The 25234-nt window shown below is 62.2% G+C and carries 28 protein-coding genes; 14 read left to right on the top strand and 14 right to left on the bottom strand.

From position 1 onward, the window contains the following. Window positions 1-87: 87 nt before the first annotated feature. The gene (locus ACK59X_RS12695) at window positions 88-720 is read left to right on the top strand and encodes a TetR/AcrR family transcriptional regulator (RefSeq protein ID WP_409957682.1); all 633 of its coding nucleotides are present in this window, start codon (window positions 88-90) and stop codon (window positions 718-720) included. Window positions 721-764: 44 nt separating this feature from the next. Then, on the top strand, window positions 765-1052 hold the full coding sequence (locus ACK59X_RS12690; protein WP_322593774.1) for a hypothetical protein: 288 nt from the start codon (window positions 765-767) through the stop codon (window positions 1050-1052). Between the two features lie 44 nt (window positions 1053-1096). Here the strand turns inward: ACK59X_RS12690 and ACK59X_RS12685 are convergent, their stop codons facing one another. Next, entirely contained in the window at window positions 1097-1639 is a 543-nt protein-coding gene (locus ACK59X_RS12685; RefSeq protein WP_409957681.1) for a peroxiredoxin-like family protein, read from the bottom strand. A 61-nt stretch (window positions 1640-1700) separates the two neighbouring features. On the opposite strand from ACK59X_RS12685, the gene ACK59X_RS12680 reads away from it, so the two are divergent. Then, entirely contained in the window at window positions 1701-2492 is a 792-nt protein-coding gene (locus ACK59X_RS12680) for a helix-turn-helix domain-containing protein (protein ID WP_409957680.1), read from the top strand. A 146-nt stretch (window positions 2493-2638) separates the two neighbouring features. Here the strand turns inward: ACK59X_RS12680 and ACK59X_RS12675 are convergent, their stop codons facing one another. Further along, complete coding sequence (locus ACK59X_RS12675; RefSeq protein ID WP_409957679.1) at window positions 2639-3307, bottom strand: DUF1801 domain-containing protein; 669 nt, start codon at window positions 3305-3307, stop codon at window positions 2639-2641. 240 nt (window positions 3308-3547) lie between these two features. Here ACK59X_RS12675 and ACK59X_RS12670 point away from each other — a divergent pair, with 240 nt between their 5' ends. Together ACK59X_RS12670 and ACK59X_RS12665 are read left to right on the top strand one after the other, a co-directional pair. Further along, window positions 3548-3784 (top strand): type II toxin-antitoxin system ParD family antitoxin, encoded by a 237-nt coding sequence (locus ACK59X_RS12670; RefSeq protein WP_409957678.1) that lies wholly within the window; start codon window positions 3548-3550, stop codon window positions 3782-3784. Further along, window positions 3781-4122, top strand: coding sequence for a type II toxin-antitoxin system RelE/ParE family toxin (locus ACK59X_RS12665; RefSeq protein ID WP_409957677.1), 342 nt, complete (start codon window positions 3781-3783; stop codon window positions 4120-4122). The genes ACK59X_RS12670 and ACK59X_RS12665 overlap by 4 nt, the downstream gene beginning before the upstream one ends. Window positions 4123-4159: 37 nt before the next feature. Here the strand turns inward: ACK59X_RS12665 and ACK59X_RS12660 are convergent, their stop codons facing one another. Together ACK59X_RS12660 and ACK59X_RS12655 are read right to left on the bottom strand one after the other, a co-directional pair. Further along, entirely contained in the window at window positions 4160-5188 is a 1029-nt protein-coding gene (locus tag ACK59X_RS12660; protein ID WP_409957676.1) for a zinc-binding alcohol dehydrogenase family protein, read from the bottom strand. Between the two features lie 53 nt (window positions 5189-5241). Next, window positions 5242-6375, bottom strand: a complete 1134-nt coding sequence (locus ACK59X_RS12655) for an alkene reductase (protein WP_409957675.1) — start codon at window positions 6373-6375, stop codon at window positions 5242-5244. A 138-nt stretch (window positions 6376-6513) separates the two neighbouring features. Between ACK59X_RS12655 and ACK59X_RS12650 the strand changes: the two genes are divergently transcribed. Continuing rightward, window positions 6514-7428, top strand: a complete 915-nt coding sequence (locus tag ACK59X_RS12650) for a LysR substrate-binding domain-containing protein (RefSeq protein ID WP_409957674.1) — start codon at window positions 6514-6516, stop codon at window positions 7426-7428. A 6-nt stretch (window positions 7429-7434) separates the two neighbouring features. Here ACK59X_RS12650 and ACK59X_RS12645 read toward each other — a convergent pair whose 3' ends face one another. The 6 genes from ACK59X_RS12645 to ACK59X_RS12620 all read right to left on the bottom strand — a co-directional run bounded on the left by ACK59X_RS12645 (window position 7435) and on the right by ACK59X_RS12620 (window position 13553). Then, on the bottom strand, window positions 7435-9693 hold the full coding sequence (locus tag ACK59X_RS12645; protein WP_409957673.1) for an EAL domain-containing protein: 2259 nt from the start codon (window positions 9691-9693) through the stop codon (window positions 7435-7437). After that, window positions 9690-11957 carry an ATP-binding protein gene (locus ACK59X_RS12640; RefSeq protein ID WP_409957672.1) on the bottom strand — a complete coding sequence of 756 codons (2268 nt, stop codon included), beginning with the start codon at window positions 11955-11957 and terminating at the stop codon, window positions 9690-9692. The genes ACK59X_RS12645 and ACK59X_RS12640 overlap by 4 nt, the downstream gene beginning before the upstream one ends. Before the next feature lie 187 nt (window positions 11958-12144). Then, a complete protein-coding gene (locus tag ACK59X_RS12635; protein ID WP_409957671.1) occupies window positions 12145-12567 on the bottom strand; it encodes a DUF1810 domain-containing protein in 423 nt (140 codons plus the stop codon). A gap of 100 nt (window positions 12568-12667) precedes the next feature. Beyond that, the gene (locus tag ACK59X_RS12630; protein ID WP_409957670.1) at window positions 12668-13051 is read right to left on the bottom strand and encodes a hypothetical protein; all 384 of its coding nucleotides are present in this window, start codon (window positions 13049-13051) and stop codon (window positions 12668-12670) included. A gap of 53 nt (window positions 13052-13104) precedes the next feature. Next, complete coding sequence (locus ACK59X_RS12625; protein ID WP_409957669.1) at window positions 13105-13338, bottom strand: hypothetical protein; 234 nt, start codon at window positions 13336-13338, stop codon at window positions 13105-13107. A gap of 14 nt (window positions 13339-13352) precedes the next feature. After that, window positions 13353-13553: a hypothetical protein gene (locus ACK59X_RS12620; RefSeq protein ID WP_409957668.1), complete on the bottom strand. Its 201-nt coding sequence runs from the start codon at window positions 13551-13553 to the stop codon at window positions 13353-13355. Window positions 13554-13668: 115 nt separating this feature from the next. Here ACK59X_RS12620 and ACK59X_RS12615 point away from each other — a divergent pair, with 115 nt between their 5' ends. Then, window positions 13669-14616, top strand: coding sequence for a DUF6910 family protein (locus ACK59X_RS12615; RefSeq protein WP_409957667.1), 948 nt, complete (start codon window positions 13669-13671; stop codon window positions 14614-14616). A gap of 3 nt (window positions 14617-14619) precedes the next feature. Beyond that, window positions 14620-15036 (top strand): hypothetical protein, encoded by a 417-nt coding sequence (locus ACK59X_RS12610; protein ID WP_409957666.1) that lies wholly within the window; start codon window positions 14620-14622, stop codon window positions 15034-15036. Window positions 15037-15102: 66 nt separating this feature from the next. Here the strand turns inward: ACK59X_RS12610 and ACK59X_RS12605 are convergent, their stop codons facing one another. Then, complete coding sequence (locus ACK59X_RS12605) at window positions 15103-15501, bottom strand: hypothetical protein (RefSeq protein WP_409957665.1); 399 nt, start codon at window positions 15499-15501, stop codon at window positions 15103-15105. Window positions 15502-16211: 710 nt separating this feature from the next. On the opposite strand from ACK59X_RS12605, the gene ACK59X_RS12600 reads away from it, so the two are divergent. From ACK59X_RS12600 to ACK59X_RS12585, 4 genes are all read left to right on the top strand, one after another. Next, entirely contained in the window at window positions 16212-17588 is a 1377-nt protein-coding gene (locus ACK59X_RS12600) for an SIR2 family NAD-dependent protein deacylase (protein ID WP_409957664.1), read from the top strand. Between the two features lie 127 nt (window positions 17589-17715). Continuing rightward, a complete protein-coding gene (locus ACK59X_RS12595) occupies window positions 17716-18858 on the top strand; it encodes a PIN domain-containing protein (protein ID WP_409957663.1) in 1143 nt (380 codons plus the stop codon). A gap of 422 nt (window positions 18859-19280) precedes the next feature. Next, a complete protein-coding gene (locus tag ACK59X_RS12590; RefSeq protein ID WP_409957697.1) occupies window positions 19281-19751 on the top strand; it encodes a DUF6910 family protein in 471 nt (156 codons plus the stop codon). Between the two features lie 46 nt (window positions 19752-19797). Continuing rightward, complete coding sequence (locus ACK59X_RS12585) at window positions 19798-20277, top strand: hypothetical protein (RefSeq protein ID WP_409957662.1); 480 nt, start codon at window positions 19798-19800, stop codon at window positions 20275-20277. Window positions 20278-20420: 143 nt separating this feature from the next. Here ACK59X_RS12585 and ACK59X_RS12580 read toward each other — a convergent pair whose 3' ends face one another. The 3 genes from ACK59X_RS12580 to ACK59X_RS12570 form a co-directional block, all read right to left on the bottom strand. Then, complete coding sequence (locus tag ACK59X_RS12580) at window positions 20421-21092, bottom strand: site-2 protease family protein (protein ID WP_409957661.1); 672 nt, start codon at window positions 21090-21092, stop codon at window positions 20421-20423. Between the two features lie 44 nt (window positions 21093-21136). Then, window positions 21137-22579, bottom strand: a complete 1443-nt coding sequence (locus ACK59X_RS12575; protein ID WP_409957660.1) for a P-loop ATPase, Sll1717 family — start codon at window positions 22577-22579, stop codon at window positions 21137-21139. A 283-nt stretch (window positions 22580-22862) separates the two neighbouring features. Next, window positions 22863-23765 carry a LysR family transcriptional regulator gene (locus tag ACK59X_RS12570; protein WP_409957659.1) on the bottom strand — a complete coding sequence of 301 codons (903 nt, stop codon included), beginning with the start codon at window positions 23763-23765 and terminating at the stop codon, window positions 22863-22865. 86 nt (window positions 23766-23851) lie between these two features. Here ACK59X_RS12570 and ACK59X_RS12565 point away from each other — a divergent pair, with 86 nt between their 5' ends. Both ACK59X_RS12565 and ACK59X_RS12560 read left to right on the top strand, forming a co-directional pair. Continuing rightward, a complete protein-coding gene (locus ACK59X_RS12565) occupies window positions 23852-24232 on the top strand; it encodes a tautomerase family protein (RefSeq protein WP_409957658.1) in 381 nt (126 codons plus the stop codon). Between the two features lie 114 nt (window positions 24233-24346). Beyond that, window positions 24347-25171, top strand: a complete 825-nt coding sequence (locus ACK59X_RS12560) for an EAL domain-containing protein (RefSeq protein WP_409957657.1) — start codon at window positions 24347-24349, stop codon at window positions 25169-25171. Window positions 25172-25234: the final 63 nt, after the last annotated feature.

Here is a 25234-nt window from a genome sequence, read left to right as displayed (position 1 = left end):
CGGGCGCAGGCCGGCGCAACGCCGCCCATTGACTCTCTAGGACGGTTGACCCAATAATTAGGTCAATCGTCCTAATCACTCCAACCCGTGACCGCACCCGCCCCCGAACCATCGACCCGCCAGCGCATCATCGAGATGGCCGACCGCCTGTTCTACCAGCGCGGCTTCGAACACACCGCGTTTGCCGACATCGCGGGCGCGCTGCAGATGTCGCGTGGCAACTTCTACTACCACTTCAAGACCAAGGACGAGATCCTGGCGGCGGTGATCTCCCACCGCGCTGCACAGACCCACGCGATGCTCGAAGGCTGGGCCCGCCAGGGCGCCACGCCCGCCGCGCGCCTGCAGTGCTTTGCGCAGATGCTCATCGACAACCGGCACGACATACAGCGCCATGGCTGCCCCGTGGGTACGCTGTGCGCCGAGCTGGCCAAGCTCGCCCACCCTTCGCAGGGCGATGCAGGCATGGTTTTCGGCCAGTTCAGGCAATGGCTGGCGGCGCAGTTCCAAGCCCTGGGGCGTGCCGGCGACGCTGATGCCCTGGCCATGCACCTGCTGGCGCGCAGCCAGGGCATTGCGGCACTGGCCAATGCGTTCCACGACGAAACCTTCATCCGCAGCGAGGTGGCGCAGATCGGGGTCTGGGTGAACTCCCTCGCCAGCCCTGGTGCACGGCGCGGCAAGCCCGGCAGCGGCGGGCGCGCCACCCGCACGGGCTGAAAAGCCAGCCACTTTCACCCCCCTATCGACACCAGGAGCGCTCCATGCACATCGTCTATCTCAGGTTCGGCCCCCAGCGCGCACAGGCGGGGCAGTGGATGGCCGGGCACAAGGACTGGATCGAGGCCGGCATCCGCGACGGCGTCTTTCTCATGGCTGGCTCGCTGGACCATGCCCAGGGCGGCGCGGTGCTGGCCGCCAAGCTCACCCGGGAAGAGCTGGCCGCCCGCGTGCAGCAGGACCCCTTCGTGGTCCACGGCGTGGTGGTGCCGGAGATCCATGGCATTGCACCCTCGCGCATGGCCGAGGGGTTTGCTGCGCTGGCGGGGTAGGCGCGCGCGCCCCGTCTGCCCTGGCGCACCGGGAATGCGCTGCGCTACACCGCGCCCGTGTACTCGCCGCGCGCCGGGTAGTCGTTCTTGATCACGAAGTCCAGCGCCCCGAGCATCTCGGCGAAGCTGGGCCGCACGAAGGGCATGGACTGCACGGACAGGTAGTAGATCGAGTGGTCCGGCCGGACGAGGAACACGCCGGGCTCGGAGAACAGCGCAGGCTCCTCGATACCGATGGAGGTCTTGCCGCGCCCGCTGGACAGGTACAGCCCCCAGTTGCGCGCAACCTCCAGCGGCAGCCCGTAGCCGATGCGCAGCTGCGATGCACCGATCTTCTCGGCCATGGCCTGGGCGCGGGTCGCATCGTCCGAGCTGATGGCGATGGTGCTCACGCCCCGCTCGGCAAACGCGGGCGTGAGCCGCTCCAGCTCCTTGAGGTAGGTGGCGCAGATGGGGCAGTGCAGCCCGCGGTAAAAACTGACCAATGACAGGCGTTCGGGCTTGTCGCCGCTCAGCTCGAAGGTGCTGCCCGACAGGGTCGGGACGCGCAGCGCGGGCGCTTGCTGGCGGGGGATGGGCATGGGCATGGTGGACTCCTCAGGTTGGTCAGGCTTGCCTGCAAGCCTTGAATGTTCCACACTTCAGGCCATGAAAAGTACCGAATGCATGATCCAGAGTTCCGACCTGGGCAAGGTGGACCGGCTGGCAGCCTTCGTGGAGACCTTCAGGCTGCGCGCTTCGGCCGTGCAGGCCGGTCAGGCAGTGCACGGGCCCTGCCTGTTGCTGGCAGGGCCGGTGGATGGGCAAGGCCATGGCGGGGAGGAGCGCATCGTCGTGCGCCTGCATGGCGGCGGCGAGGCACCGCCCGACCTGCGCGTGGCGGTGGCCATCGAGTTCGACAACGCAAGCAACCCGCTGATGGCGGCCATGCCCGAAGAGCTGAGCGTGCCGCTGCGGACGGCTCCCGCCCTGCGCTGCACGGCCCAGGCTTTCCTGTCGGAGGTGCAGGGCAACCGTTGCGGACGCATGGCGGCGCTCAACCGGCTGGCAGAGGTGATGGTGCTGATGGCCCTGCGGCAGGTGATCGATGCGGGCACACGCCAGCCAGGGCTGTTTGCGGCACTGTCCCACCCGCAGCTTCACCGCGCGCTGGTGGGCATGCACGACCACCCCTCCAGGGCATGGACGGTGGACCAACTGGCGCAGCACGCCGCCATGTCGCGCACGCAGTTCATGGCCACCTTCCGCCGCGTGGTAGGCACGACGCCCATGGCCTACCTGGGCTCCTGGCGGCTGACGCTGGCGTGCCGGCAACTGAAGTCAGGCCAGCCGGTCAAGGCTGTTGCCAGCCGTGCAGGGTTTGGCAGCGCAGCGGCGTTCTCGCGGGCATTCTCACGCGCCTATGGGCATGCCCCCGTGGCGCTCAAGCCCTTGGGATGAGCGGCGGCCCGCCCGGTCAGCGCGGCGGCCTCACAGCCTCTTATACGGATTTGCATTCGACCGTATAACTAGGCGGGAAGCCGCAGACAGTGCTATAGCACGGCAAGGCGAACCAACTACGTTATACGGTTGAAGGCAAAGCCGTATCAGTTCTTGCCCCACCCCGGCAACGCTGCCGCCTGCTGGATCCACGCCACCATCTGCGCCTCGTCCAGCCCACCCTCGTGCACGTTGATCCAGCGCGCGTCCTCGCCCGAACCTCCTTCAGGCGCGGGCTTGAGCGATGCGCCCTTGAAGAAGCTCACCTTGATGAACTTGGCGAACACGTGGTACCCGAGGAACCAGCCCTGCCCCGCGATGCCGTAGAACGGCGAGTTCCAGCGCACGGCCTTGGTGACCTCTGGCACGTTGGCCTCGACCAGCGCGTCGAGCCGGGCGCACAGGCCGCGGCGCCAGTCGTCGGGGATGGCGGCGATGTAGGCCTGCACGGGAGCGTCGCCGTCGGCCTTGGCGATCTGGGGGTTGTCGCCAGACAGCAGCACGGGCTTGGCCGGTGTGGCGGAGGGCTGCTTCTTGCTGGGCGCAGTTTTTTTGGCGGGTGCTGCGGCTTTCTTGGCCACGGCAGTGGGCTTCCTGGCAGGGGCTACCACGGTCCTGGTTGCCGCAGGTGCGGGCTTGGCCAGGGCTGCGGTCTTCCTCGTGGGGGATGGGCTGGTCACGGGCGCCTTGGTGGGCGCTTTTGCTTTTGAAGGTAGAGACTTCGCCGCTGCCGCCTTGCGCGCAGGCGGCTTCGTCTCTGGCTTGCTGGTGGCCATGGTGTTCACTCCCTGTGAATGGCAGGTCAGCCACCCCAATGGGTGATTGCCTGCCTATAAAAAGAGTGCGAAGGTTACCAGCCTTGTGTGAAGTTGTACGACGATTTTGCTTTGAGCAAAATTGGAAACTGAATGGGTAGGCACCCTTGGCGCGTCACAGCCGCTGAGGGCCCCATGCCTGCGCAGGCGCCGGGGTTAAGCTGCTTGCCAAATTTTGCCAAAGCCTGCTAGCATGAGGCCATGGGCACCATGAACATTTCGCTGCCGGATTCGCTCCGGGACTTTGTCGATGAGCAAGTCGAGCAGCGTGGTTATGGAACGAGCAGCGAGTACATGCGCGACCTCGTTCGCAAGGACCAAGGCCGCCAGCAGTTGAAAGCACTGTTGTTGGCCGGAGCGGCTTCCGCTCCCACCACGCCTGTCGACGCCAGCTATTTCGACGCTCTTCGGGCCCGCGTGCGAAGCGCGCAGGGATGAAGGCCAAGCCGGTCGTTCCACGAGCGCTGGCCGCGCAGGACGTGGATGACGCCATCGCCTACTACCTGAGCGAACAGGCCGAGCAGGCGGCCCTCGGCTTCATCGACGCGCTGGAACAGGCCTATCTGCACATCGGCCGGCATCCAGCCACGGGCTCTCCCCGCTACGCGCACGAGTTGGACCTTCCCGGCTTGCGCAGCTGGCCGCTAAGGCGCTACCCGTACATCGTGCTTTTCATCGAGCGCGAGGACCACATCGACGTCTGGCGCGTGCTGCACGGCATGAGAGATATTCCGGCCTGGCTGCAAGGCGGGGACGAGGATCCGGCCGCAGGCTAACAAGGCAGTGCCTGCCCCGCCCGGGCTGCGTACCCTGTCAGGCCCAGCCTTCCAAAACCACCTTGCCCCGCGCTTTGCCCGACTCGATCAGGGCATGTGCCTTCTTCAGGTTGTCGGCATTGATGCTGCCAAAGCGCTCGGCCAGCGTGGTGCGCACCAGGCCGGCATCGACCAGGGCGGCCACCTCGTTGAGCAGTTGGTGCTGGCCGACCATGTCGGCGGTGCCAAACAGCGAGCGGGTGAACATCAGCTCCCAGTGGATGGAGACGGACTTGCGCTTGAAGGGCATCACGTCCAGCGCCTTGGGGTCGTCGATCAGGCCGAATTTGCCTTGCGGGGCGATGGCTTCGATGATCTGCGCCAGGTGCGCGTCGGTTTGGGTCAGGCTGACGATGTAGTCCACCGTGGGGAAGCCGATGGCCTTGAGCTCCTCGGCCAGCGGCTTGCTGTGGTCGATGACGTGGTGGGCGCCCAGCTCCTTCACCCAGGCGTGGGTTTCGGGGCGCGATGCGGTGCCGATCACCGTGAGGCTGGTGAGCCGTGAAGCCAGTTGCGTCATGATGGAACCCACGCCACCCGATGCGCCGATGATCAAGAGCGTCTTGCCCTCGGGCTTTTTGCCGGGCTGCAGCCCCAAGCGGTCGAACAGCATCTCCCACGCGGTGATGGCCGTGAGGGGCAGCGCAGCGGCCTGGGCAAAGTCGAGGCTCTTCGGTGCATGGCCTACGATGCGCTCGTCCACCAGGTGCAGCTCGGCATTGGTGCCGGGGCGGGCAATGGAGCCGGCGTACCACACGCGGTCGCCGGGCTGGAACAGCGTGACTTCGGGGCCCACGGCCTTGACGATGCCGCTGGCGTCCCAGCCCAGCACGTTGTAGTCCTGCCCTTCGACCGGGGTGCTGCGCGAGCTGCTGCCACGCACCTTGGTGTCCACGGGGTTCACGGAGACGGCCTTGACCTCCACCAGCAGGTCGCGTCCAGTGGCCACGGGTTCGGGCAGGGTGATGTCGAGCAGCGCATCGGGGTGGGTGATGGGCTGGGATTGCTGGTAACCAACGGCTTTCATGGAGAAGTCCTTTCAGGGGAGAGCGTAAGCAAAAAAGAAGACAGTTGAACGGGTCAGGCGATTTCCAGATCGACGGCAGTTGCCTCGTACGCCGCGTAGTCGCTGTAGCCACGCGCATCGCCGCCGAACAGCGCCTTGGCATCGAACGCGGCCAGGGGCAGCCCCTCGGCCAGGCGGCGGGGCAGGTCGGGGTTGGCGATGAAGGGGCGGCCAAACGCCACCAGGTCGGCAAAGCCATCGCTCAGCACCTGGCTGGCGCGTGCGGCGTCGTAGCCACCGGCCACGATCACGCGGCCCTGGTAGGCCTGGCGCAGCGCGGTGCGAAAGGCGTCGGGGATCTGCGGCGCATCGGCCCAGTCGGCCTCCACCAGGTGCAGGTAGGCCAGCCCCGTGGCGTCGAGCTGGCGCGCCAGGTGCAACATGGTGGGAATGATCTCGGGGCAGTCCATGCCGCGCTGGGTGATGAAGGGCGCCAGCCGCATGCCGGTGCGCTCGGCACCGGCCTCGCTGGCCACGGCGGTAGCGACATCCAGCGCAAAGCGCGTGCGCCCTTCCAGCGTAGCGCCGGGGTAGGCATCGGTGCGCGGGTTCGAGGTGGTGAGCAGGAACTGGTCCACCAGGTAGCCATTGGCGCCGTGGATCTCCACGCCATCGAAGCCGGCGCGCATGGCGTTGGCCGCTGCGCGGCGGAAGTCGCCGATCACGCCCTGGATATCCTGCACGCTCAGCGCACGCGGCACGGGGCTGTCGACCATGCGGCCCACGCCGTCATCGCCTGCCACCCAGACCTGGGCTTGCGGCGCAATGGCAGAGGGCGCCACGGGCAGCCCATCGGCGTGGAAGCTGGCGTGCGACATGCGGCCCACGTGCCACAGCTGCAGCACCATGCGCCCGCCCTCGGCATGCACCGCATCGGTCACGCGGCGCCAGCCGTCCACCTGCGCATCGCTGTAGATACCGGGCGTGAAGCTGTAGCCCTGGCCCTGGCGCGAGATCTGCGTGGCCTCGGTCACGATCAGGCCGGCGCTCGCGCGCTGGGCGTAGTACTGCGCCATCAGCGCGTTGGGCACGTCGCCCGGCTGGCTGCTGCGGGCGCGCGTCATGGGCGCCATCACGATGCGGCTGGGCAGGGCCAGCGGGCCCAGCTGCAGGGGGCGGCACAAGGGGGACGAAGAAGTGGCGGTCATGCGGGTGGCTCCAGGTAGGGTCGGCGCTTTGCCGTTTGCATGCCGCTATGGTCTTCATTTCATGTTGATTGAAAAACCACCCATGCATTGAAGCCACCTTCAATAAAATATTGAAGATCAAGTCGTACTGCCCTTTCCATGAAATCCCTGCAAGACCTGGACATCTTTGTGCGCACGGCCGACAACGGCAGCCTGTCGGCCACGGCCCGCGCGCTGGACCTCACGCCCGCTGCCACCAGCGCGGCCCTGAAGCGTCTGGAGGCCGAGTTGGGCGTGCAGCTCTTCGTGCGCTCCACGCGCAGCCTGCGGCTCACACAGCAGGGCGAGCAGTTCCTGGAGCAGTGCCGCCCGGCATTGGCCGCACTGCAGCAGGCCGGCCAACAGCTGGCCGCGGGCGAGCAGGCACTGCGCGGCGTGCTGCAGCTGTCGGCCCCGTCGGACCTGGGGCGCAACGTGCTGCTGCCCTGGCTGCACGAGTTCCAGGAGCAGCACCCCGAGGTGGACATCCGCCTGCAGCTATCGGACCGCGTGGCCAACGTCTACAGCGACCCGGTGGACGCGGCCTTTCGCTATGGCAAGCCGCCCGATGCGGGCCTGGTCGCCCTGCCCCTGGCGCCCGCCGTGCGCCGCGTGCTGTGCGCATCCCCGGCCTACGTCGCACGGCACGGCGCACCCGCCACGCCGCACGAACTCACGGGGCACGACTGCCTGTGCTTCATGCTGGGCGACGAGGTGCATGACCGCTGGCGCTTTGCGCCCCCGAACGATGGCCCAGAGGTGACCGTGCGCGTGCGCAGCGTCAATGTGTCCAACGACGGCGACGCCGTGCGCCGCTGGGCCCTGCTGGGCAAGGGCATTGCCTACAAGGCCGGTCTGGACGTGGCCGCCGACCTGGCCGCGGGCCGGCTGCAGGCGCTGTGCCCTGCATGGACGACCGAGCCCACGCCCCTCTTCCTGGTGGTGCCCAGCCGCCGCCAGCTCACGCCGCTGGTGCGGGTGCTCAGGGATTTTGTGGCGCAGCGGACGGCAGCACTGCCCGCTTCGGCGCCATAGGCCTGCTCAGTCAGCCGGGTCCATCAGCGGGCTCCACAGGCTGGGCGTGTGCTCGCGGTGGCGCATCCAGCCGGGCACCTCCGCCGCCGCCATGGGGGGCGCGACGTGGAAGCCCTGCACCAGGTCGCAGCCCTGCTCGCTCAGCACCTGCATCTGCGCTGGCGTTTCCACGCCTTCGGCTACGACCTCCATGCCCAGCCCGTGCGCGAGCTGGATGACGGCCCGTACCACATGGCGGGCCTGCTCGCTGCTGGCCAGGTCGGTGACGAAGCTGCGGTCGATCTTGAGCTGCTGCGCGGGAATATGGCGCAGGTGCGCCAGCGACGAGTAGCCGGTGCCGAAGTCGTCGATGGACAGGCGCACGCCCAGGGCGCTGATGCGTTCGAGCGTGGCGCGCTCCTGGACCGAGTGTTCCATCATGGTCGATTCGGTGATCTCGCACTCCAGCTGCGAAGGCCGCAGCCGGTGCGCCGCCAGGGCCTGCGCAATGCGCTCCACCAGGTCAGGCTGGCGCAGCTGGTGCGGCGACAGGTTCACCGCAATGCGGCAGCGCAGCCCCTGCGCCTGCCATTGCGCCAGCTGGGCGCAGGCCGTGTCGATCACCCAGTGGCCGATGGCGCCGATGAGGCCATAGCGCTCGGCCAGCGGGATGAAGATCTCGGGGCTGACCTGGCCGAACTGCACGTGCTCCCAGCGCAGCAGGGCTTCCAGGCCTTGCACGCGGCCCTGGTTGCAGTCCACCTTGGGCTGGTAGTGCAGCACCAGGTCACCCCGCTCCAGCGACTCGCGCAGCGCCTGGCGCATCAGCACCTCCTCGGCGCCCTCGTCGGACATGGACCTTTCGTACAGCACGCAGCAGCTGCCGCCGGCGCGCTTGGCCTCGTACATGGCGGCATCCGCGCAGGCCAGCAGGCGGTCGCCCGAGGGCTCCTGCGCAGGGTGCAGCACCACGCCGATGGAGCACGATAGCGACACCCGGTGGCGGCCCACGGCATACGGGCGGCGCAGCACCTCGATGATGCGGCTGCCCACGCGCATGGCGTCCTCGCCCGCCGTGGGCGATTCGATCAGCGCCACGAACTCGTCCCCGCCCAGCCGGGCCAGCAGCTCGACGCCGCGCACCACGGACTGCAGGCGCCGCGCCACCTCCTTGAGCACGGCATCGCCCGCGGCGTGGCCAAAGCTGTCGTTGATGGGCTTGAAGCCATCGAGGTCGATGAACATCACGCCCAGCTCGACGGGCCCGCCCACGTCCGCGGCCACACCCTGCGCGGCAATGCGCCGCAGGGCCAGGTCCAGGCGCTCGTTGAACAGGGCGCGGTTGGGCAGGCCGCTGAGCGGGTCTTCGAAGGCCTGGCGCTGCAGCAGCTCATTGGCCCGCCGCAGGTCGGCATTGGCCTGGCGCAGCGAATCGGCCAGGTCGGAGATGCGGCGCTCGGCGTCCCTGCGCGCGGTGACGTCGCGCGACAGGGCGATGAAGGTGGGGCCGCCCTGCCCTTCCTTGCCGTCCTGCAGGCCATCGGCCGCCTTGCGCGCCACCGACAGCTCGAACCAGCGCTCGCCGGTGGGCAGGTGCAGGCGGTAGGTGCGCGGGCTGGCATGGCCCAGCGTGCGCGCCTCGGCGGCAGCGGCCATGGCCAGCTCGCGCAGCTTGGGCGAGAGGGCCTCGCTGACCGTACGGCCCACCAGTGCACGGTGGTGAGTGGCCAGTTCTTCGTTGGCAGGCACATTGCACTGGATGAAGCGGCCCTGGGCATCGAGCTCGAACAGCAGGTCGGGCAGCGCATTGAGGATGGCCGCATTGCGCGCCTGCGCAAGCTGCAGGTCGCGCTGGATGCCGAAGTTCTTGAGCAGGTGCCGCAGCCGGTGCCCCAGGATGGGCCAGTTCACAGGCTTGGAGATGAAGTCCGTCGCGCCAGCCGCATACGCATTCTCGACGGACGCCACGTCGTCATTGCCCGTGACCAGCATGATGGGCACGAAGGGGCCGGCCTCGCGGCGCAGGATGCCGCACAGCTCGTAGCCGTTGAGGCCTGGCATCTCCACGTCGAGCAGCACCAGCGAGCACGGCGATTGGCGAAACGCGAGCAGCGCAGAGGCCCCGTCCTCGGCCAGCACGGGCTCGAAGCCGAGCTTGCGCACGGCGGCCCGCAGCATGGCGCGCATGCCGGGGTCGTCGTCGGCGATCAGCACCCGAACAACCGCCATCAGCCCCGGTTCGGGCGGCAACCCTTCTTCCGGCAGCGCCGGCGCCTCCTTGCTCATGGGTGCGCCTCCAGCACGGCGTGCAGGGCAGCCGCGGTGCGGCGGCGGGCATCGTGCATGCGCGCTAGACACTGGCGCACCCCATGGGCATCATCGGCGAGCGCGTGGCGCTCCACGCTGCGCATGCCTTCAGCCATCTCCAGCGCGCCGGCATGCGCGGCCGAGGACTTGAGGTCGTGGGCAATGCGCGCGGCCTGGGCCAGCCGGCCATCGGCCAGGGCCTGCTCCATGCCGGCCAGGCCCTGCGCGGCGGCATCGAGGAAACCCGTCACCACCTCGCGCAGCAGCCCGGTGCCGCCATGCTCGTCCAGGTACAGCAGGGTCTCGACCGCGCGCGCGTCGATGGCTGCGCGGTCGTCGGCCAGCGCGGCGTATTCCGGCAAGGCCACCCGTTCGCCATCCGCAAGCAGCGGCAGCGGATGCGATTGCGACTTGAGCCAGGGCGCCAGCCCGGCAGCCAGCGCGTCGATCCCGTAGGGCTTGGCGATGAAGCCGTCCATCCCGCTGGCGCGGCAGCGGGCGGCATCGTCGGCGCCGGCATTGGCCGTGAGCGCGATGATGGGCAGGCCGGCGCCGCGCCCATCAGGCAGACCGCGTATCGCGCGGCTGGCAGCATGGCCGTCCACCACGGGCATCTGGCAGTCCATGAGCACGGCATCGAATTCGTGTGCGCGAACCTGCTCGATGGCCTGCGCGCCGTCGTGCGCCTCGCGCCAGGCCAAGCCCAGCTTGCGCAGCATGCCAGCCGCCACGGCGCGGTTGACCGGGTGGTCCTCCACCAGCAGCACGGTGCCCTGCAGGCGCGGCACGGCGTCTGCAACCGCCCCTGCAGCGGCTTCCCCACCGTTGTCGGTACGCGCGGGCAATGCGCCGGCAACCGGCAGCTCCAGCTGCACCGTGAAGCGCGATCCGGCGCCCGGCTGACTCTGCACCGCGATGTCGCCGCCCATGGCGCGGGCCAGGTCGCGGCAGATCGCCAGCCCCAGGCCCGAGCCGCCAAAGCGGCGCGTGGTCGAGCCGTCGGCCTGGGCAAAGCGCTCGAAGATGCGCTCCTGCGCCTCGACCGGTATGCCGATGCCAGAGTCCTGCACCACGATGTCCACCTGGGCACGCCCGGCCACCTGCGCCGGCGCCACCCACACCTGCACGCCCACCCGGCCCTGGTCGGTAAATTTGATCGCGTTGCTGATGAGGTTGGCCACGATCTGGCGCAGGCGCAGCGGGTCTCCCACCAGTTGGCACTCGGGCATCTGCCACTTCACCTGGGCCTGCAGCTCCAGCCCCTTGGCCAGCGCGGCCTGCGCGAACATGGACTGGGCCTCGCCGATCTCGCGCCGCAGGTCGAAATCAGCCTGCTCCAGCTGCAACTGCCCGGCCTCGATCTTCGAGACGTCGAGCACGTCGTCGATCAGCGCCAGCAGGTGGCGGCCGGAGGCCTGCACCGCGCCCGCCCACTCGCGCTGCTCGCGGCTCAGGCCGCTGGAAAGCAGCAGCTCGTTCATGCCCAGCACGCCGTTGAGCGGTGTGCGGATCTCGTGGCTGATGGTGGCCAGGAACTCGCTCTTGACTAAGGCCAGCCGCTCGGCCGCCAGGCGTGCGCGCTCCAGTGCCCACTGGGCCGCATAGTCCTTGCGCACGATGAACTCGCGCCACCAGCCTATACCCACCGCCAGCAGGAACAGCGTGACCACGTGGTAGGCCCAGTAGGCCACTTCGGCCGGCGAATGGCCGGGGTGCCGCCACAGCGTGGCGCAAAAGGCCGCCAGGATGGCCAGACCCGCCATCAGCGCCCAGCGGAACTGCAGGCCCAGCACGATGAAGCAGTAGAACTCCAGGAAGGTGAAGTTCAGGATGCCGACCCAGGAATTCAGCCCCTCGCCGCCTGCCGCATCGATGCGCAGCAGTATCCAGAACAGGCACAGCGACAGCGCGACGATGAAACCGGCCAGCACCGGCTGCCAGTGCCGGCGCGCCTGCGGCAGGAAGGTATAGGCCAGGCCCGCCAACAAAATGGGCGCGGCCACCTGCAGCCTGAGCGCATTGCCCGCGACCGAGGGGTAGGCGATCCAGTCGACCAGGAAATCGCCCAGCACCAGCAGTAGGCCCAGCACCAGCGCGCCCTGGGCATAGCGGTGGTAGAACGACAGGTAATGCGCACCGAAGGCGCGTTCGACCTCGGCCGGCTCGAAGCGCAGCAGCACCCGCAGACGCAGCGTGGGCGCGGCGTCCTCAGAGGTGCGGGGGGTACCGCTGGGGGTGCCCATGGGGGAGCGATCAAAACGGAGGAATGGGCGGTTGGGAATATCCTATAACGAATTGTTACTTTGGGGCAGCAGAAATTGCCGATGGCCCAGGAACCCACTCGGCTGTTCTACCGGGGAACGGACCCGTTGCGCCCCTGAGGACGCGCGCCCCTGGGCAGCACGGGTGCAACAGAAACAGGGACGCCGCTCAGCCGAGCAATTCCAGCGTACGGCTGTCCTTCTCCCCGTCGAAGTACCTGGCCAGGATGTCCTCGAAGACACTGCCAGCCCCCGCCACCTCGGCAAACAGCGTCATGCTGGAGCGCAGCTTGAGGTCGTCAGGCGTTCCGAAGACCTCATGGGCAGATGAGGTGCCCAGCCCCAAAAGAAGCGTGCAACACTCGCGCAGACGGGTGCCGAGCACGGGGTGCGCGAGGTAGGACACCGCCTCCGCACGGGACTGGATCGCATAGCGCGTGGCCATGTCGCTATGGCCCAGGCCCTTGATTTGGGGAAACACGAACCACATCCAGTGCGAACGCTTCTTGCCGGCCCTGAGCTCGGCCAGCACCCGCTCCCACACGGGCTCCTGGGCAGCCAGAAAACGGTCGAGGACGGGCGGTAGCGGCATAGAGTGGTACGCCTTGCGCAAGTTGGGGGTCTTGCTTGCATGGTAGCAAGACCCACGCCAAATGGCCCCAACCGCATGGCGGGCCGCTGAGGACGCAGGCTCAGGATGCCCGCCCGGCGACCTGCTCCAGTTCGTGCCGCAGGGCAAGAAGCGTGGCTTGCGCCGCCTCGGGAAGCAATGTGAGCACCCGGTCCGAACGCCGGAAATCCTGCACCGCGTCGTAGAACTCTGAGCGCTTCTGTGCCTTCGCCTCGGCGCCAGACAGCTTGCGCGCAAGCACGTTCCGGTATGCGGCAGACTTTCCCGCACACGCGGCCTCGAACTCCACCGAAGCCATGTAGTCGAAATCCCGAAGCAGTTCACCCAGGCACCTTGCCGCCGGTTTTTCCGACGGGGAGAACACGCGCGCACCATCCACCAAGTCCAGATCGCCGGCCCGTGCCAGCATGACGACCCGATGTTCCAGGCTCAGGCGGGGCTGCATGGGAGCGTGGGCCAGGGGTGGGTGGCCTGCGGACGGACCACGTGGCGCGCCGCTCAGTTGGGGCGCTTCATGATCACCTGGCGCAGCTCCTCGTACTCGCTGCGCGTCATGGCATGGGCGTCGTAAGCACGCACCAGGTCGTCGAGCTCACGGCCCTTGGAGAACTTGACGCCCTCCTGCACGGTCACGCGCGAGGTGCTGCTGCTCACGCAGCCAGCCAGCGAGGCCAGGCAGGCACTGAAGGCGATGGCAAAAGCAATCCGTTGGCTGTTCTTTGTCATGGTCATGGCGCGGTCCTCACTCACTTCACGCTGTCGATCAGCCGGCGGCGCTGGCTGTCGTACTCGCTGCGGCTCAGGGCGCCGTTGTTGAAAGCGCTCTTGAGGTCGATCAATTGCTGGCCGATGGTGGCCTCGACCGGCGCGCGCACGACCTCGGTCGAACTGCAAGCCGGCAGTGCCAGCACGGCCGCCGCGGCCAGGACCATGGTTGGGAATTTCATGCACCCTCCTCTGTGATTTGGTGTTGCCATGCTCGGAATCCTAGCCCACTTCGGGCAGGCAGATGCCATGGAAATGGCCTTGGTGCCTCTCCCAGCTCCTATCATGTCCTTCGCCATGCACCTCACGCCAACCCACCTGCAGAAACTGCTGCTCGACCCCGCCGCCCACCCGCGCGGCCAGCCGCACCTGAGCGCCGCCAGCGGGCTGGTGCGGGTGGGCGCATGGCTCTACCTGGTGGCCGACGACGAGCACCACCTGGGCCTGCTGCCCGCCGCCGCCGCCGCCGCCGCTGCAGTGCAACCACAGTCGCAGGCACCCCTCGTGCAACTGCACCGCATCCTTCCGGGTGATCTGCCCGCAGACACCGGCGCACGCAAGAAGCGCAAGCCCGATCTCGAAGCCCTGGTGCTGCTGCCAGCCTCGCCCGCACATCCAAACGGGGCCCTGCTGGCGCTCGGCTCCGGGTCCAAGCCCCAGCGGCAACGGGGTGTCACCATCGCACTCGACGCTGCGGGGCGCCCCGCTGGCGCGGCGCAGGTGGTGGACCTCACTGCGCTGTACACGCCTCTGCGCGCTGAGTTTGCCGACCTGAACATCGAAGGCGCCTTTGTTGCGAATGAAGAGCTGCATCTGCTGCAGCGCGGCAACAAGGGCGATGCGCGCAATGCCTGCATCACCTACGCGCTGGCCCCACTGCTGGCCTGGCTGAGCGGCACCCTTGCGGAACCACCTGCGGCGCTGCGCACAACCCTGTTCGATCTGGGCACGGTCGATGGCGTACCGCTGGGCTTCACCGATGGCGCGGCACTGCCCGCCGGCCAGGGCGGCTGGCTCTTCAGCGCCGTGGCGGAAAACACGGACGACAGCTATGCCGACGGCGAATGCGTGGCATCGGCCATTGGCTGGGTCGATGCGGATGGGGTGCTGCAGCGCATGGCTGCCCTGGAAGGAGCGCCCAAGGTCGAGGGCATTGCGCTGGACGAGGAGCGGCGGCTGTTGATGGTGACGGATGCGGATGATCCGGCAAGGGCGTCGCGGCTATTGGTGGTCGAACTGGATTGACCGATGATCGAAGACATGCCCTTCGAAGAACAGTTCCATGCTTGGCTGCACCATGCCCTGGCAGAAGTAGCCATACCACCAGACGTGAAAGCCTTTGCCTTCAACCTCCTGGAGCCCGCCGCCGCGCCCGGGGTGAAGTTCGCCGTGGAGTTGGTGGGCACCGCGGTCTTCGACGAGGACGACCCCGACTGGGCCTGCGACGAAGTGTGGACGCCCCGCCAGCGGCAGTTGGACATCCCCGTCGCTTTCTCCGGCACCGGCTGGGAGGGCTGCCTGGCCCAGGTTGAAGCATTGGTGCGCACTGGCCTCGCATCGCCCACCCTGGGGCCTATGCTGCAACGGGGCGATGCCGTGGCGTTGGGCTTTGTGGACGGAGACCTTGGCGTGCTCTGGCGGCGCCCGCGACCTGAGTCGGATTGACGGCCCAAGCCACCCCACGCCAGCACCCGCCCGAGAGCCCGGCCAGGAAACAGCCAACCCGTCACGCTAGTGACGCAGTACAAACGCCCCCAGTGCCACTACCCACGCCCCCAGCAACAACAGGCTGGCCCACAAACTCCACTGGCCCCACGCCTGCTCCCACGCCACCTCGGGCCGCCCTCGCTTGGCCAAGTTCACCAGCACCTGCCCGCCATTGAAGGTGGCCAGCGGCAGCAGGTTCAACGCCCCCAGCTTGGTGCACACCAGGCCCAGGATGGCAATCAACCCGTGCCCGCCTACAAACGCCTGGAACGACTGCAGGTACGCCTGCGCCTGGTCCAGCGGCGACACCGCGCCCAGCACCACCTGCGCAAACCCGCGGAGGAAGGCCGCCCATCCATGGGTCCCGAGGACGCCCTGGCCCAAGGCCACCAGAGCGACCGCGCGGGCCGGAGGTACAAGCACCTGCTTTCACACAGGATGGTTGAAGGCATCGTAGAAGTCGGCGGGTCTAACACATCCTCGCCCTCGCCTTCGTCCTCCACCGCGAGTCCTTCAACGCCACACTGCCGGCCACCGACAGTAGCCGTAAGTTCACCGTCCCCAAACGAAATCGCCGTGCACTTCGACATCTACCGCTGCTTCTTAGTGGCCCGGATATAGCAAGTTGCTCCTCCGCTCGCGTTGGCGAGTGCCAGTGGCGATGACGTCTCTTCTTCGAAATAGTTCAATTTGAGAAAGCGCACTTGCCGAAACGCACACATATGGTGAAGCCTAGCCACAGCATCATCCACAACGCCGTACATTCCCAGCTGAAAGCGCGTGCATCACAACGCAGCATGCACTCGCATCTTCACTAATTGATAAACACTCAAGATGTCAATAATTATTTAACCACCGTGCATCGAGCCGGGATATTCTGATCAACCCACCCCCGCACCAATTTAAATGTAATATTGTAATTCGCCAATACAAACAAAGAGGGTAAAAATGGAAATTCGCGAGTATTTAACAGAAAGCTTCAGAAAAGCACCAGCCGCACCATTCTTATTCGTAGGATCCGGATTTTCCAGAAGATACCTCAATCTTCCCGACTGGAAGCAATTGCTGCAAAGTTTTGCACCGCGGAAAAATTTGAATATTACTTATCTACGGCAAGTCAGGATCTTCCTCAGGTGGCAAGTTTGATGGCTCATGATCTACATGAAGACTGGTGGAAGCTGGAAGAATACAAGGAAAGTCGAAGCATCTATCAAGGATTTTCCAAAGACAAAACCTCTGCCCTCCGATTTGAAATTTGCCGCTACATAGCGTCCCTTACATCAACACAATTGAATTTTGTTGATGGACTGGCAGCCGAAGTAGAGGCTTTGAGAAATCTAAATATCGAAGGAATTATAACAACCAACTGGGACAATTTGGCTGAAATATTATATCCAGACTACAAAGTCTATGTAGGTCAAGATGAGCTATTATTTTCCAACCCACAATCAATTGGAGAAATTTACAAAATTCACGGCGGCGCAGATCGGCCACACTCTTTAGTCTTAACGGCGGAAGACTATACGGATTTTTATGCAAAGAATCCTTATCTTGCCTCTAAATTAATAACCCTTTTTGTGGAGCACCCGATGGTATTTATTGGGTACTCCCTAGCCGACAAAAATATTCGATCTCTCTTGAGAGCGATTGCAAGCGTCCTAACCCAAGAAAAACTAGACAAGCTTAGTGAAAACTTGATATTCATTCAACGAGCGCACGGTGAAAATCCAAGCTATGCAAAGACAGTCATGGCTCTTGATGATGGCAATCTTCCAATTACAATAATTCGATCTGATAATTTTTTACCGGTCTATGAGGCTCTCGACGCAGTCAAAAGAAAAATACCCACCCGAATTTTGCGTTACTGCAAAGAGCAATTATACGAATTAGTCAAAAGCTCTGACGTGGAAGGCAAAATGTACGTCGTAGACGCCAACACCATAACAAAGAAAGATGATGTTGAATTTGTAATAGGCGTAGGTGTTGCAGCCGAAAGAGCAGGAGCAATAGGTTACAAGGCAATAAATGCTTACGACTTATTCGAGGACTTACTGTTTGAAAAAAATCAATTTGATGCCCAATGTGTTTTACGAGATACAACACCCATAATCGGCATCCCAAGCAAATTCATACCGATATTCAAATATTTGAAAGATGCAGGAATAGACAATCAAAAATCTTACAAATCATCTGACTACGATCTTGATAATTACATGCCCTTCCAGCATGAGCATTACACAACATCTTCATACAAAAAGGCGTTTACTAGGGATGCAGTTGGATTTAGTGCACTACAGATAGTGGATAGTTTCCCGGCGGGAAGGGCAGCGAATTACCTAGCCTATCTAAAGAAGAAAGATTTCGACCTCCCAGTAATTAAGGATTTTTTAAAGAAAAACTTTGAAGTTTTCAGACCCAGAAATCCCAGTACAACGCCATTTCGTAAACTGGCCTGCATGTACGACTACTATTCAAACGGATGGGAAGTAAAAAAATCGAAATCCGAATAATAGTTTATTCGACACCCATGCGATTAATACAACACACATCAGAAAATAGACATATTTTTGCTCGACTTGCATTTTCTAAAAAGTAGCAATTTTTCACATAGCGTCAATCATAATTAATTTACACAAAATGAAAGCACTCGAAGAAATTAGCACAGTAGTGATAGATGCGAATATCCTTATTAAAAATTGGCATTTTTCCGGGAAAGGCATAAATCGTCTAATGAGAATAAAAGATATTTATAATCTGGATATATGCATAACGGCGGTTGCCCTGGAGGAAATCATAGGCAATTATGCAATTCAATATAACGAAGCGCTCAATGTGGCAAATAAGGCCCTAGCAGAGCTTGATAAATTTGGCGCTCAAAAAATCAATGGCGATAAATTAAAAGACTCAACAAAAGCCAAAAAATTGTTCACCAACCGAATAAAGAAATTTCTAAAGACCAACGATATAATTACGATAGATTATCCAAAAACAAGCCACGCCGAAATAATTCAGGCAATCTATCAAAAAAAGCCCCCCTTCGGCGATCAAACAAAAGAAAAAGGGTACAAAGACTATTTGATAATAAAATCGCTACTTGAGTATTCAAAAAATTTACCAGAAGGGCAATCACTTGTGCTTTTGACTGAAAATGTAAACGATTTTTGTGCAATTCAAGAAAAGGTGCCAGGCGCACACGGCAAAAAAGAAATCCAAGGAAAATTTTTGGATGCACCGATTGAACTAAATCCAGTACACGGGTCAAAAAATATATTCGTCGCACCTTCATCAACAACGCTCTTCGCATCCCTCAAGCTCAAATCACACGAGTCTCAAAATTTAAATTTTTTCAAAAAATCTATTTTGGAGAATTCAATAAAAGATGCTCTAGAGAAAGATGACTCACTCATAACAATGGAAATAACAGGACTGCACACAATCAGTTTCAAAAAAATATCTGCAACTTGCGAAATAGAAAACTTCAAAACCTACGTAGATGAAAACATCGATCTTATAAAAATAGATGGAATCGCCAGAATACAAGTCAACTATGATTTTCAAGCAGATGATTTTGACGCTCATGTTTGCAGCAAAAGCTCTCCTTTATTTCGTATTTTAGAAAAGCACAACGAAATTATGCTGGCAAAAGGCATATCAGATTGGACGCACGACTTCTCAAACCAAATCATTGAATGCGAAATAGCATTCAGCTACTTAGATTTTGACTACAAACAAAAAAACTACTCAATAAACTCCAAGCATTTTCTTATCGATAAAATATGAATAACCATTAAAGACCAACGAGGTACCGTATCTAACAAACAGAAGAAATACCTAGCTTACACATCGTTCAGAGTAAAAATCCAACAATGAACCACCTTCGTGAACACCGCCACGCTTGCCCCAAGAGTCGCTTTACCCTGCCCACCCCGCACCCGCGAATGCAACACCACCGGCAGTCGCGGCAAGACCGGCAGCCCCGACCGCGCGCCCATCTCCACCGCCCCCAGAGGTAGCATGCGCGGCGCCGGTGCCGCCATGCCCAGTCCGGTAACCACGGGCAGCCACCCCGCCCCCCCCCACGAACGCCTCGCGCCAGGACACGCCGGCTTCATCCAGCAAGCGGTTGGCCACCACGCGCACGCCGCACGGTTCGGCCAGCACCTGGCCGCTCGGTATGCGCCCTTGCGCGCGGGTTTGCCGACCTGAACATCGAAGGCGCTTTCGCCGCTGGCGATGAACTGCACCTGCTGCAGCGCGGCAACAAGGGCGACGCGCGCAATGCCTGCATCACCTACCCTCTCGCGCCGCTGCTCGACTGGCTGGCTGGCACCCGTGCGGAGCCACCGCCGGCGCTGCGCACCGCCCTGCTCGACCTGGGCACGGTGAACGGCGTGCCCCTGGGCTTCACCGAGGGCGCGGCCCTGCCGGGCGGAGAAGGCGGGTGGATCTTCAGCGCCGTGGCCGAGAACACGGACGACAGCTATGCCGACGGTGATTGCGTCGCGTCAGCCATCGGCTGGGTGGGTGCGGATGGGGTGCTGCAGCGCATCGCGCCACTGCACGGAGCGCCCAAGGTCGAGGGCATTGCGCTGGATGGGGCGCAGCGGCTGTTGATGGTCACGGATGCGGATGATCCAAGGTGTGCTTCGCGGTTGCTCCTGTTGCCAATCTGACGGCATCTGCACGGCCTGAAAGCAGGAGCGGGTATGCTGCGCCACCATGGTTCCCTTCGGCCTTGCCCCTGCACAGTTCCTCGCTCGCTACCGCCGCTGTCTGGATCGGGCCGCGCCGCACCTCATTGCCGAGCTCAGGATGCTCATTGCCCGGCCTGTGCCCGCCACCGTGAGGGAAGCCGAGGTGCAGATCTTCTTGAGCGAAGACGGCGAGGCCGCACCGGAGACCTGGATCTACTTCACCGGCCCGGACAACCGGGTGGACCGCTTGGACAAGGCATCCATCTTTGCCGGGCAGTCCCTTGAGATCGCCTGCGGGTTCGATGGCATGGACCGGTTTGATGCACGCTACTTCACCGACGACGACTACGGAGGCCTGTACCTGTCGGCCAACGCCGCGAAGGCCTGGTTCGCCGAATGCTGGTGGAAGGCCGGCGGCTGGAGCTACCCGGTTCCAGCCAGGGTTCTCGTTCACGATGACCGGGGCGATGGGAATGCCATCGCGCTCGCCGAGCGCGGCGGATGACGAAGCCGGTCCATTGACGCCTTGGCATTGAAATCAAAGACCATTCACCGACAGCATCAAGATGAGAGCGGCCCGCTTCCAGCCTGGTTCAGATGCCGGCGAGGACATGCAGCTCCAGCCGCCAGCAAATGCGTTACCGCCGTTCAGGGCAGAACAAGGTATCCAAACGCCACCACCCACGCCCCCAGCAACAGCAGGCTGCACCACAGGCTCCATTGACCCCACGCCTGCTCCCACGCCACCTCGGGCCGGCCCCGCTTCACCATATTCACCAGCGCCTGCCCGCCATTGAAGGTGGCCAGGGGCAGCAGGTTCAACGCCCCCAGCTTGGCACACACCAAGCCGAGGGTGGCCACGAAACCATGGTTGCCCACAAACACCTGGACCGACCGCAAGTAAACCTGCGCTTGGTCCAGCGGCGACACCGCGCCCAGCACGACTTGCATAAACCCGCGCAGAAAGGCCGCCCACCCCTCGGCCCCGAGAATGCCCACGCCCATGGCCACCAGTGCGGCCAGGCCCGCCAGGGGCAACAGCACCTGTTTCCATAGGGGCTGGTGGTTGAAGGCATCACTGAACCCGGCAGGGTCCAGCACCTCGCCGTCGCCATCGTCGCCCACCACCCGCGAGTCCTTCAACACCACATTGCCGGCCACCGGCAGGGCCCGCAGATGCACCGGCCCCAGCCGAAGCCATACCGGGCCGACGCCAAACAACAGGCTGCGCACGCGAATGCCCATGGCCAGTGCACAGGCGGCCATGGCGGTGAGGTGGATTGCCACGGCCAGCGCGATGGCGGTGAGGGCTCCTGCCACGGGAACTCTTATTACTCTCGCGGACTACTATCTGCCTCGAAAGATCATTCCGCGCTTGGCTTCATATGAATAAGAACATCCGTAACATTATCTGGCTGAAGAGCCCATCGATAGGCAGGATGAACTTCCCAATCGAATCCGAAGTCAGCAAACTTTTGAGACAAGTACCTACTCTCCTCGAAATATCGCCGTACTATAAAATCACCATCCTCCTTCCGAGCCGTCAAAAAATTAATCTTATACATAAATGCAGCCAGCGACTGACGGTCGGCGGCCTTGCCGTTGGCGAACTTAAAAACACCCGACTGCTGAATATTTTCTATTTTTTTCAACAGCGCATCGGTCGCATATGAATAGCCAATTGATGCTCGCTTTTCCTGCTTCGAAGGCCGCATTCCAAACAAGAGTCTCTCAATATCCGGCAATTCAGATCTGTATTCATTTATTGTATCTTGAAGTCGCCCCTGAGAGTATTCTTCAAAAACTCTATTGAAGTGATTTGTCGAAATAACCTCCGAACCATCCTCTCGCGCCGCTCTCGCAGCAAGGGTGCACAACTTAACAAGATCGCGCGGTCGCTTTCGAATTAAGGACATCAGCATCCTATAGGTTGGAATGTCCGACCAACTTCCCTTCCCCTTGAACGATCGAGACATCACAGAGTCCAGCTTTGTAGCCAAAATTGGCTGACTTAGCGAAATAAGAGTTTGCGTTTCATGATGGCGTCCAAAAAACTGCTCAACCCTCTTTGCCAACAGAGAAAGAATTTCGTGATTTGTCCATGAATGCCATATAACCGAACCTTCAATCTTATCCGTCGACTCATCCGAGGTTCTAACCAAATAATAAACGTCTGACCTTAAGCTAATTCGAAACGATATCCCCTTAACGTCCGATGATATATCTCTAACAGCATTCAGCAAAGCCGAAATTTTTCTAATATCAGCCCTTTGACCTTGCCACCCTCGGTCCAAATCATCCAAGTAAATATAAATTCGACCCGTTGAAAGAAAATCCTTTAAAATCAACTGCTGCGACTCTTTCAAATCTGCATAATTTTTAGCCTTTAGCGTGGTTTGCAAAAAATCAATCAACCTCCCCCCATACTCATTTAACTTACCACGAACACCATCATATAGCAACCCAAAAGAAACAAGCGCTTTTCTTGCAACAATTTCCACTATGCCTTGCTTCCACTCCCGTATTAGCTTCAGGAAATCCTCTTCTTTATCGCCAATACCAGCTATATCATCCGGCTTTATGAGAACGGACATTTTTCCACGCAATCGTTCCTCTTCCATTGAAATCCGGAAAAGAGCTGATTTCCCAATACCCTTGTGACCTACCAACACTCTCAATGGAAGATCATTTGAAACCTGGCTAAAAGTGTGCCCCTTAAGATAGTAAGACTTTAGTCTATCTACATCCTCATCTTCAGCTGCTTCATGGCCAAAAATTGCGGCGATATTTTCTTCTGTAAATTGCATGAGAGTACACCTCAAATTTATTTATAAAAATCAAATCCAAAACACAAGCAGTCACTCCAAGAAAAAATCCCGGCAAAGTCCAATTCAAAAACCCTGATGAATCATAAATTTCATCCTTATTATAAAAATATACTTGAGCAGCAGAAAAATGCACATAAATTCAAATCATGACGACCAATGATACCCAGTCATTGAATACAATCAACCAGCTTATCAAACTAGATTTCATCTGGATCATGCACGCTGCGCATATCTTGCTTGACTTCTCTAAATTATCCAAGGGTTATTGAGCTAGCGCTCCGTCAAACACCGCCCCCAACACCCCCACAGCCTCCCTACCTCGCCCACCCCGCACCCGCGAGTGCAATACCACCGGCAGCCGCGGCAAGGCCGGCAAGCCAAGCCGCGCGCCCACCTCCACCGCGCCCAACGGCAGCATGCGCGACGCCAGTGCCGCCACACCCAGCCCTGCGATGCCGTCGGCAGAAACCGCAGCCACCCCGCCCCCCACAAACTCCTCACGCCAGGGCACCCCAGCCTCGTCCAGCAAGCGGCTGGCCACCACGCGCACGCCACACGGCTCGGCCAGGGTGACGATGGGCAAGGGCTCGCCCGCGCGGTGCTGCCAGGTGGGGGCGGCAAACCAGCCGAAGGGCTCTTCGGCCAGCACCTGGCCGTCGCTGCGGCCCGCGCTGAAGCGCAGGATGGCGACATCGAGTTCGCGCCGGTCGTAGGCCTGCAGCAGCTCGCCCGACGAGCCGATGCGGATCTCGATCACCAGGCCCGGGTCGTGCGCGTTCATACGGGCGATAAGGGCGGGCAGGTCGGGCCCGGCCACGTGGTCGCTGATGCCGATGGCAATGCGCTCGCGCTCGGCCTGCTCGGCAAAGGTGGCCAGAGTGCGCTGGTGCACGGCGAGCAGTTCGCGCGCGGGGTCGAGGAAGGCTGCGCCGCGGGCCGAGAGTTCCACATGGCGCGGCGTGCGTTCGATGAGGCGGCAGCCCAGGCGGTCTTCCAGGCGCTTGAGTTTGAGACTCACCGCCGCCTGGGTGGTCTGCATGGCATCGGCCGCACGGGTGAAGCTGCCCAGCTCGGCGATGCGCACGAAGGCTTCGATGGCGTCGAGGTCCAGCGGGCGCTGTTGTTGCTGGGGCGGCGGCGGTGGATGCAGGCTGGCTTTTGCCATATGCAACTATTATCTCTGTTATCAATTGCAATAACGAAGCGTGATGAATAGCATGGAACTACCTCAACCTTCAGCGCCCTACTCCCATGCCCCTGCTCCACATCGCCCTGCGCGCCGGCAAGCCCGAGGCCCATCGCCAGGCCCTTTGCGACAGCCTGTACCGCGCCATGCGAGAGACCTTCAATGTGCCCGAGGACGACGAGTTCATGGTCATCACTGAGCACGATGCCGCCAACTTCCGCCACAGCCCCACCTACATGGGCGTGGCGCGCAGCGACGACCTGGTGTTCATCCAGATCACCGCCAACAACACGCGTACGCTGGAGCAGAAGAAGGCGCTGTACCAGCGCGTCACGCAGCTGCTGGGCGAGAACCCGGGCGTGCGGCCCGAAGATGTGTTCATCAGCCTGGTGGAAGTGGCCAAGGAGAATTGGTCGTTTGGCCACGGGCTGGCGCAGTACGCCTGAAGCGAAATCAAGCGCGCGACAGCCCAGCACGATTGCGTGGCGGCGCGCGTTGCCGACGAGGGGTATCGGCAAGCCCTGACCGCGCAGCACAGCAATGCTGACACAATCATTGCTATGCATGCACAGCAACTGTCAGCCGCGGGCCCGGCTTTTCCGACGGGATTCATTCCCCTGGCCGGTACCCGCGAGGATTGCGATGCATGCGCACGGGGCGAGCGCTTGGGCTTTCAGTTCACATACGCCTACCAGCCCATCGTGGACGTGCAGGCCCGTGCGGTGTACGCGCACGAGGCGCTGGTGCGCGGCCCGGCCGGCGAAGGCGCGATGACCGTGCTGTCGCAGGTGACCGAGGCCAACCGCTACCGCTTCGACCAGGCCTGCAGGGTCAAGGCCATCAAGGGGGCAAGCGAGCTGGGCATGGCGGTGCCGCTGTCCATCAACTTCCTGCCCAACGCGATCTACAAGCCCGAGCTGTGCATACGCACCACGCTGGAGGCTGCGCGGGTGCACGGGTTCCCACTCACGAACATCATCTTCGAGGTGACCGAGGGCGAGCGCATCGAAGATGGGCCCTGGTTCGCCGAGATCCTGCGCGAGTACCGGCGCCTGGGTTTCAGGACGGCCATCGACGATTTTGGCGCCGGGTATGCGGGCATGAAGCTGCTGGCGGATTTTCAGCCCGACATCATCAAGATCGACATGGACATCGTCCGCCATGTCGACACGAACCGGGCCCGCCAGGCCATCGTGCGCAACCTGGTGCGGCTGTGCGAGGAGATGGGCATCGAGGTGATTGCCGAGGGCATAGAGACCCCGGCAGAACGCGATCTTCTGCGCGATGCAGGCATCCGCCTGATGCAGGGCTACCTGTTTGCACGCCCGGCATTCCGGGCCATCGCGCCGGTGGATGCGGCGGCGTTTGGCACCCCGACCCCGTAGGAGGATGGCGCGATCCGGCTGCGGCAGGGCTTTGCCAGGTTTTTCCAGCCCCGCCGCCTGCAG

Source organism: Acidovorax sp. (genome assembly GCF_046339755.1).
Taxonomy (GTDB): domain Bacteria; phylum Pseudomonadota; class Gammaproteobacteria; order Burkholderiales; family Burkholderiaceae_C; genus Acidovorax.
Note: the sequence above shows the minus strand (reverse complement) of the source record. Positions and strands in the feature narration are given on the sequence as shown.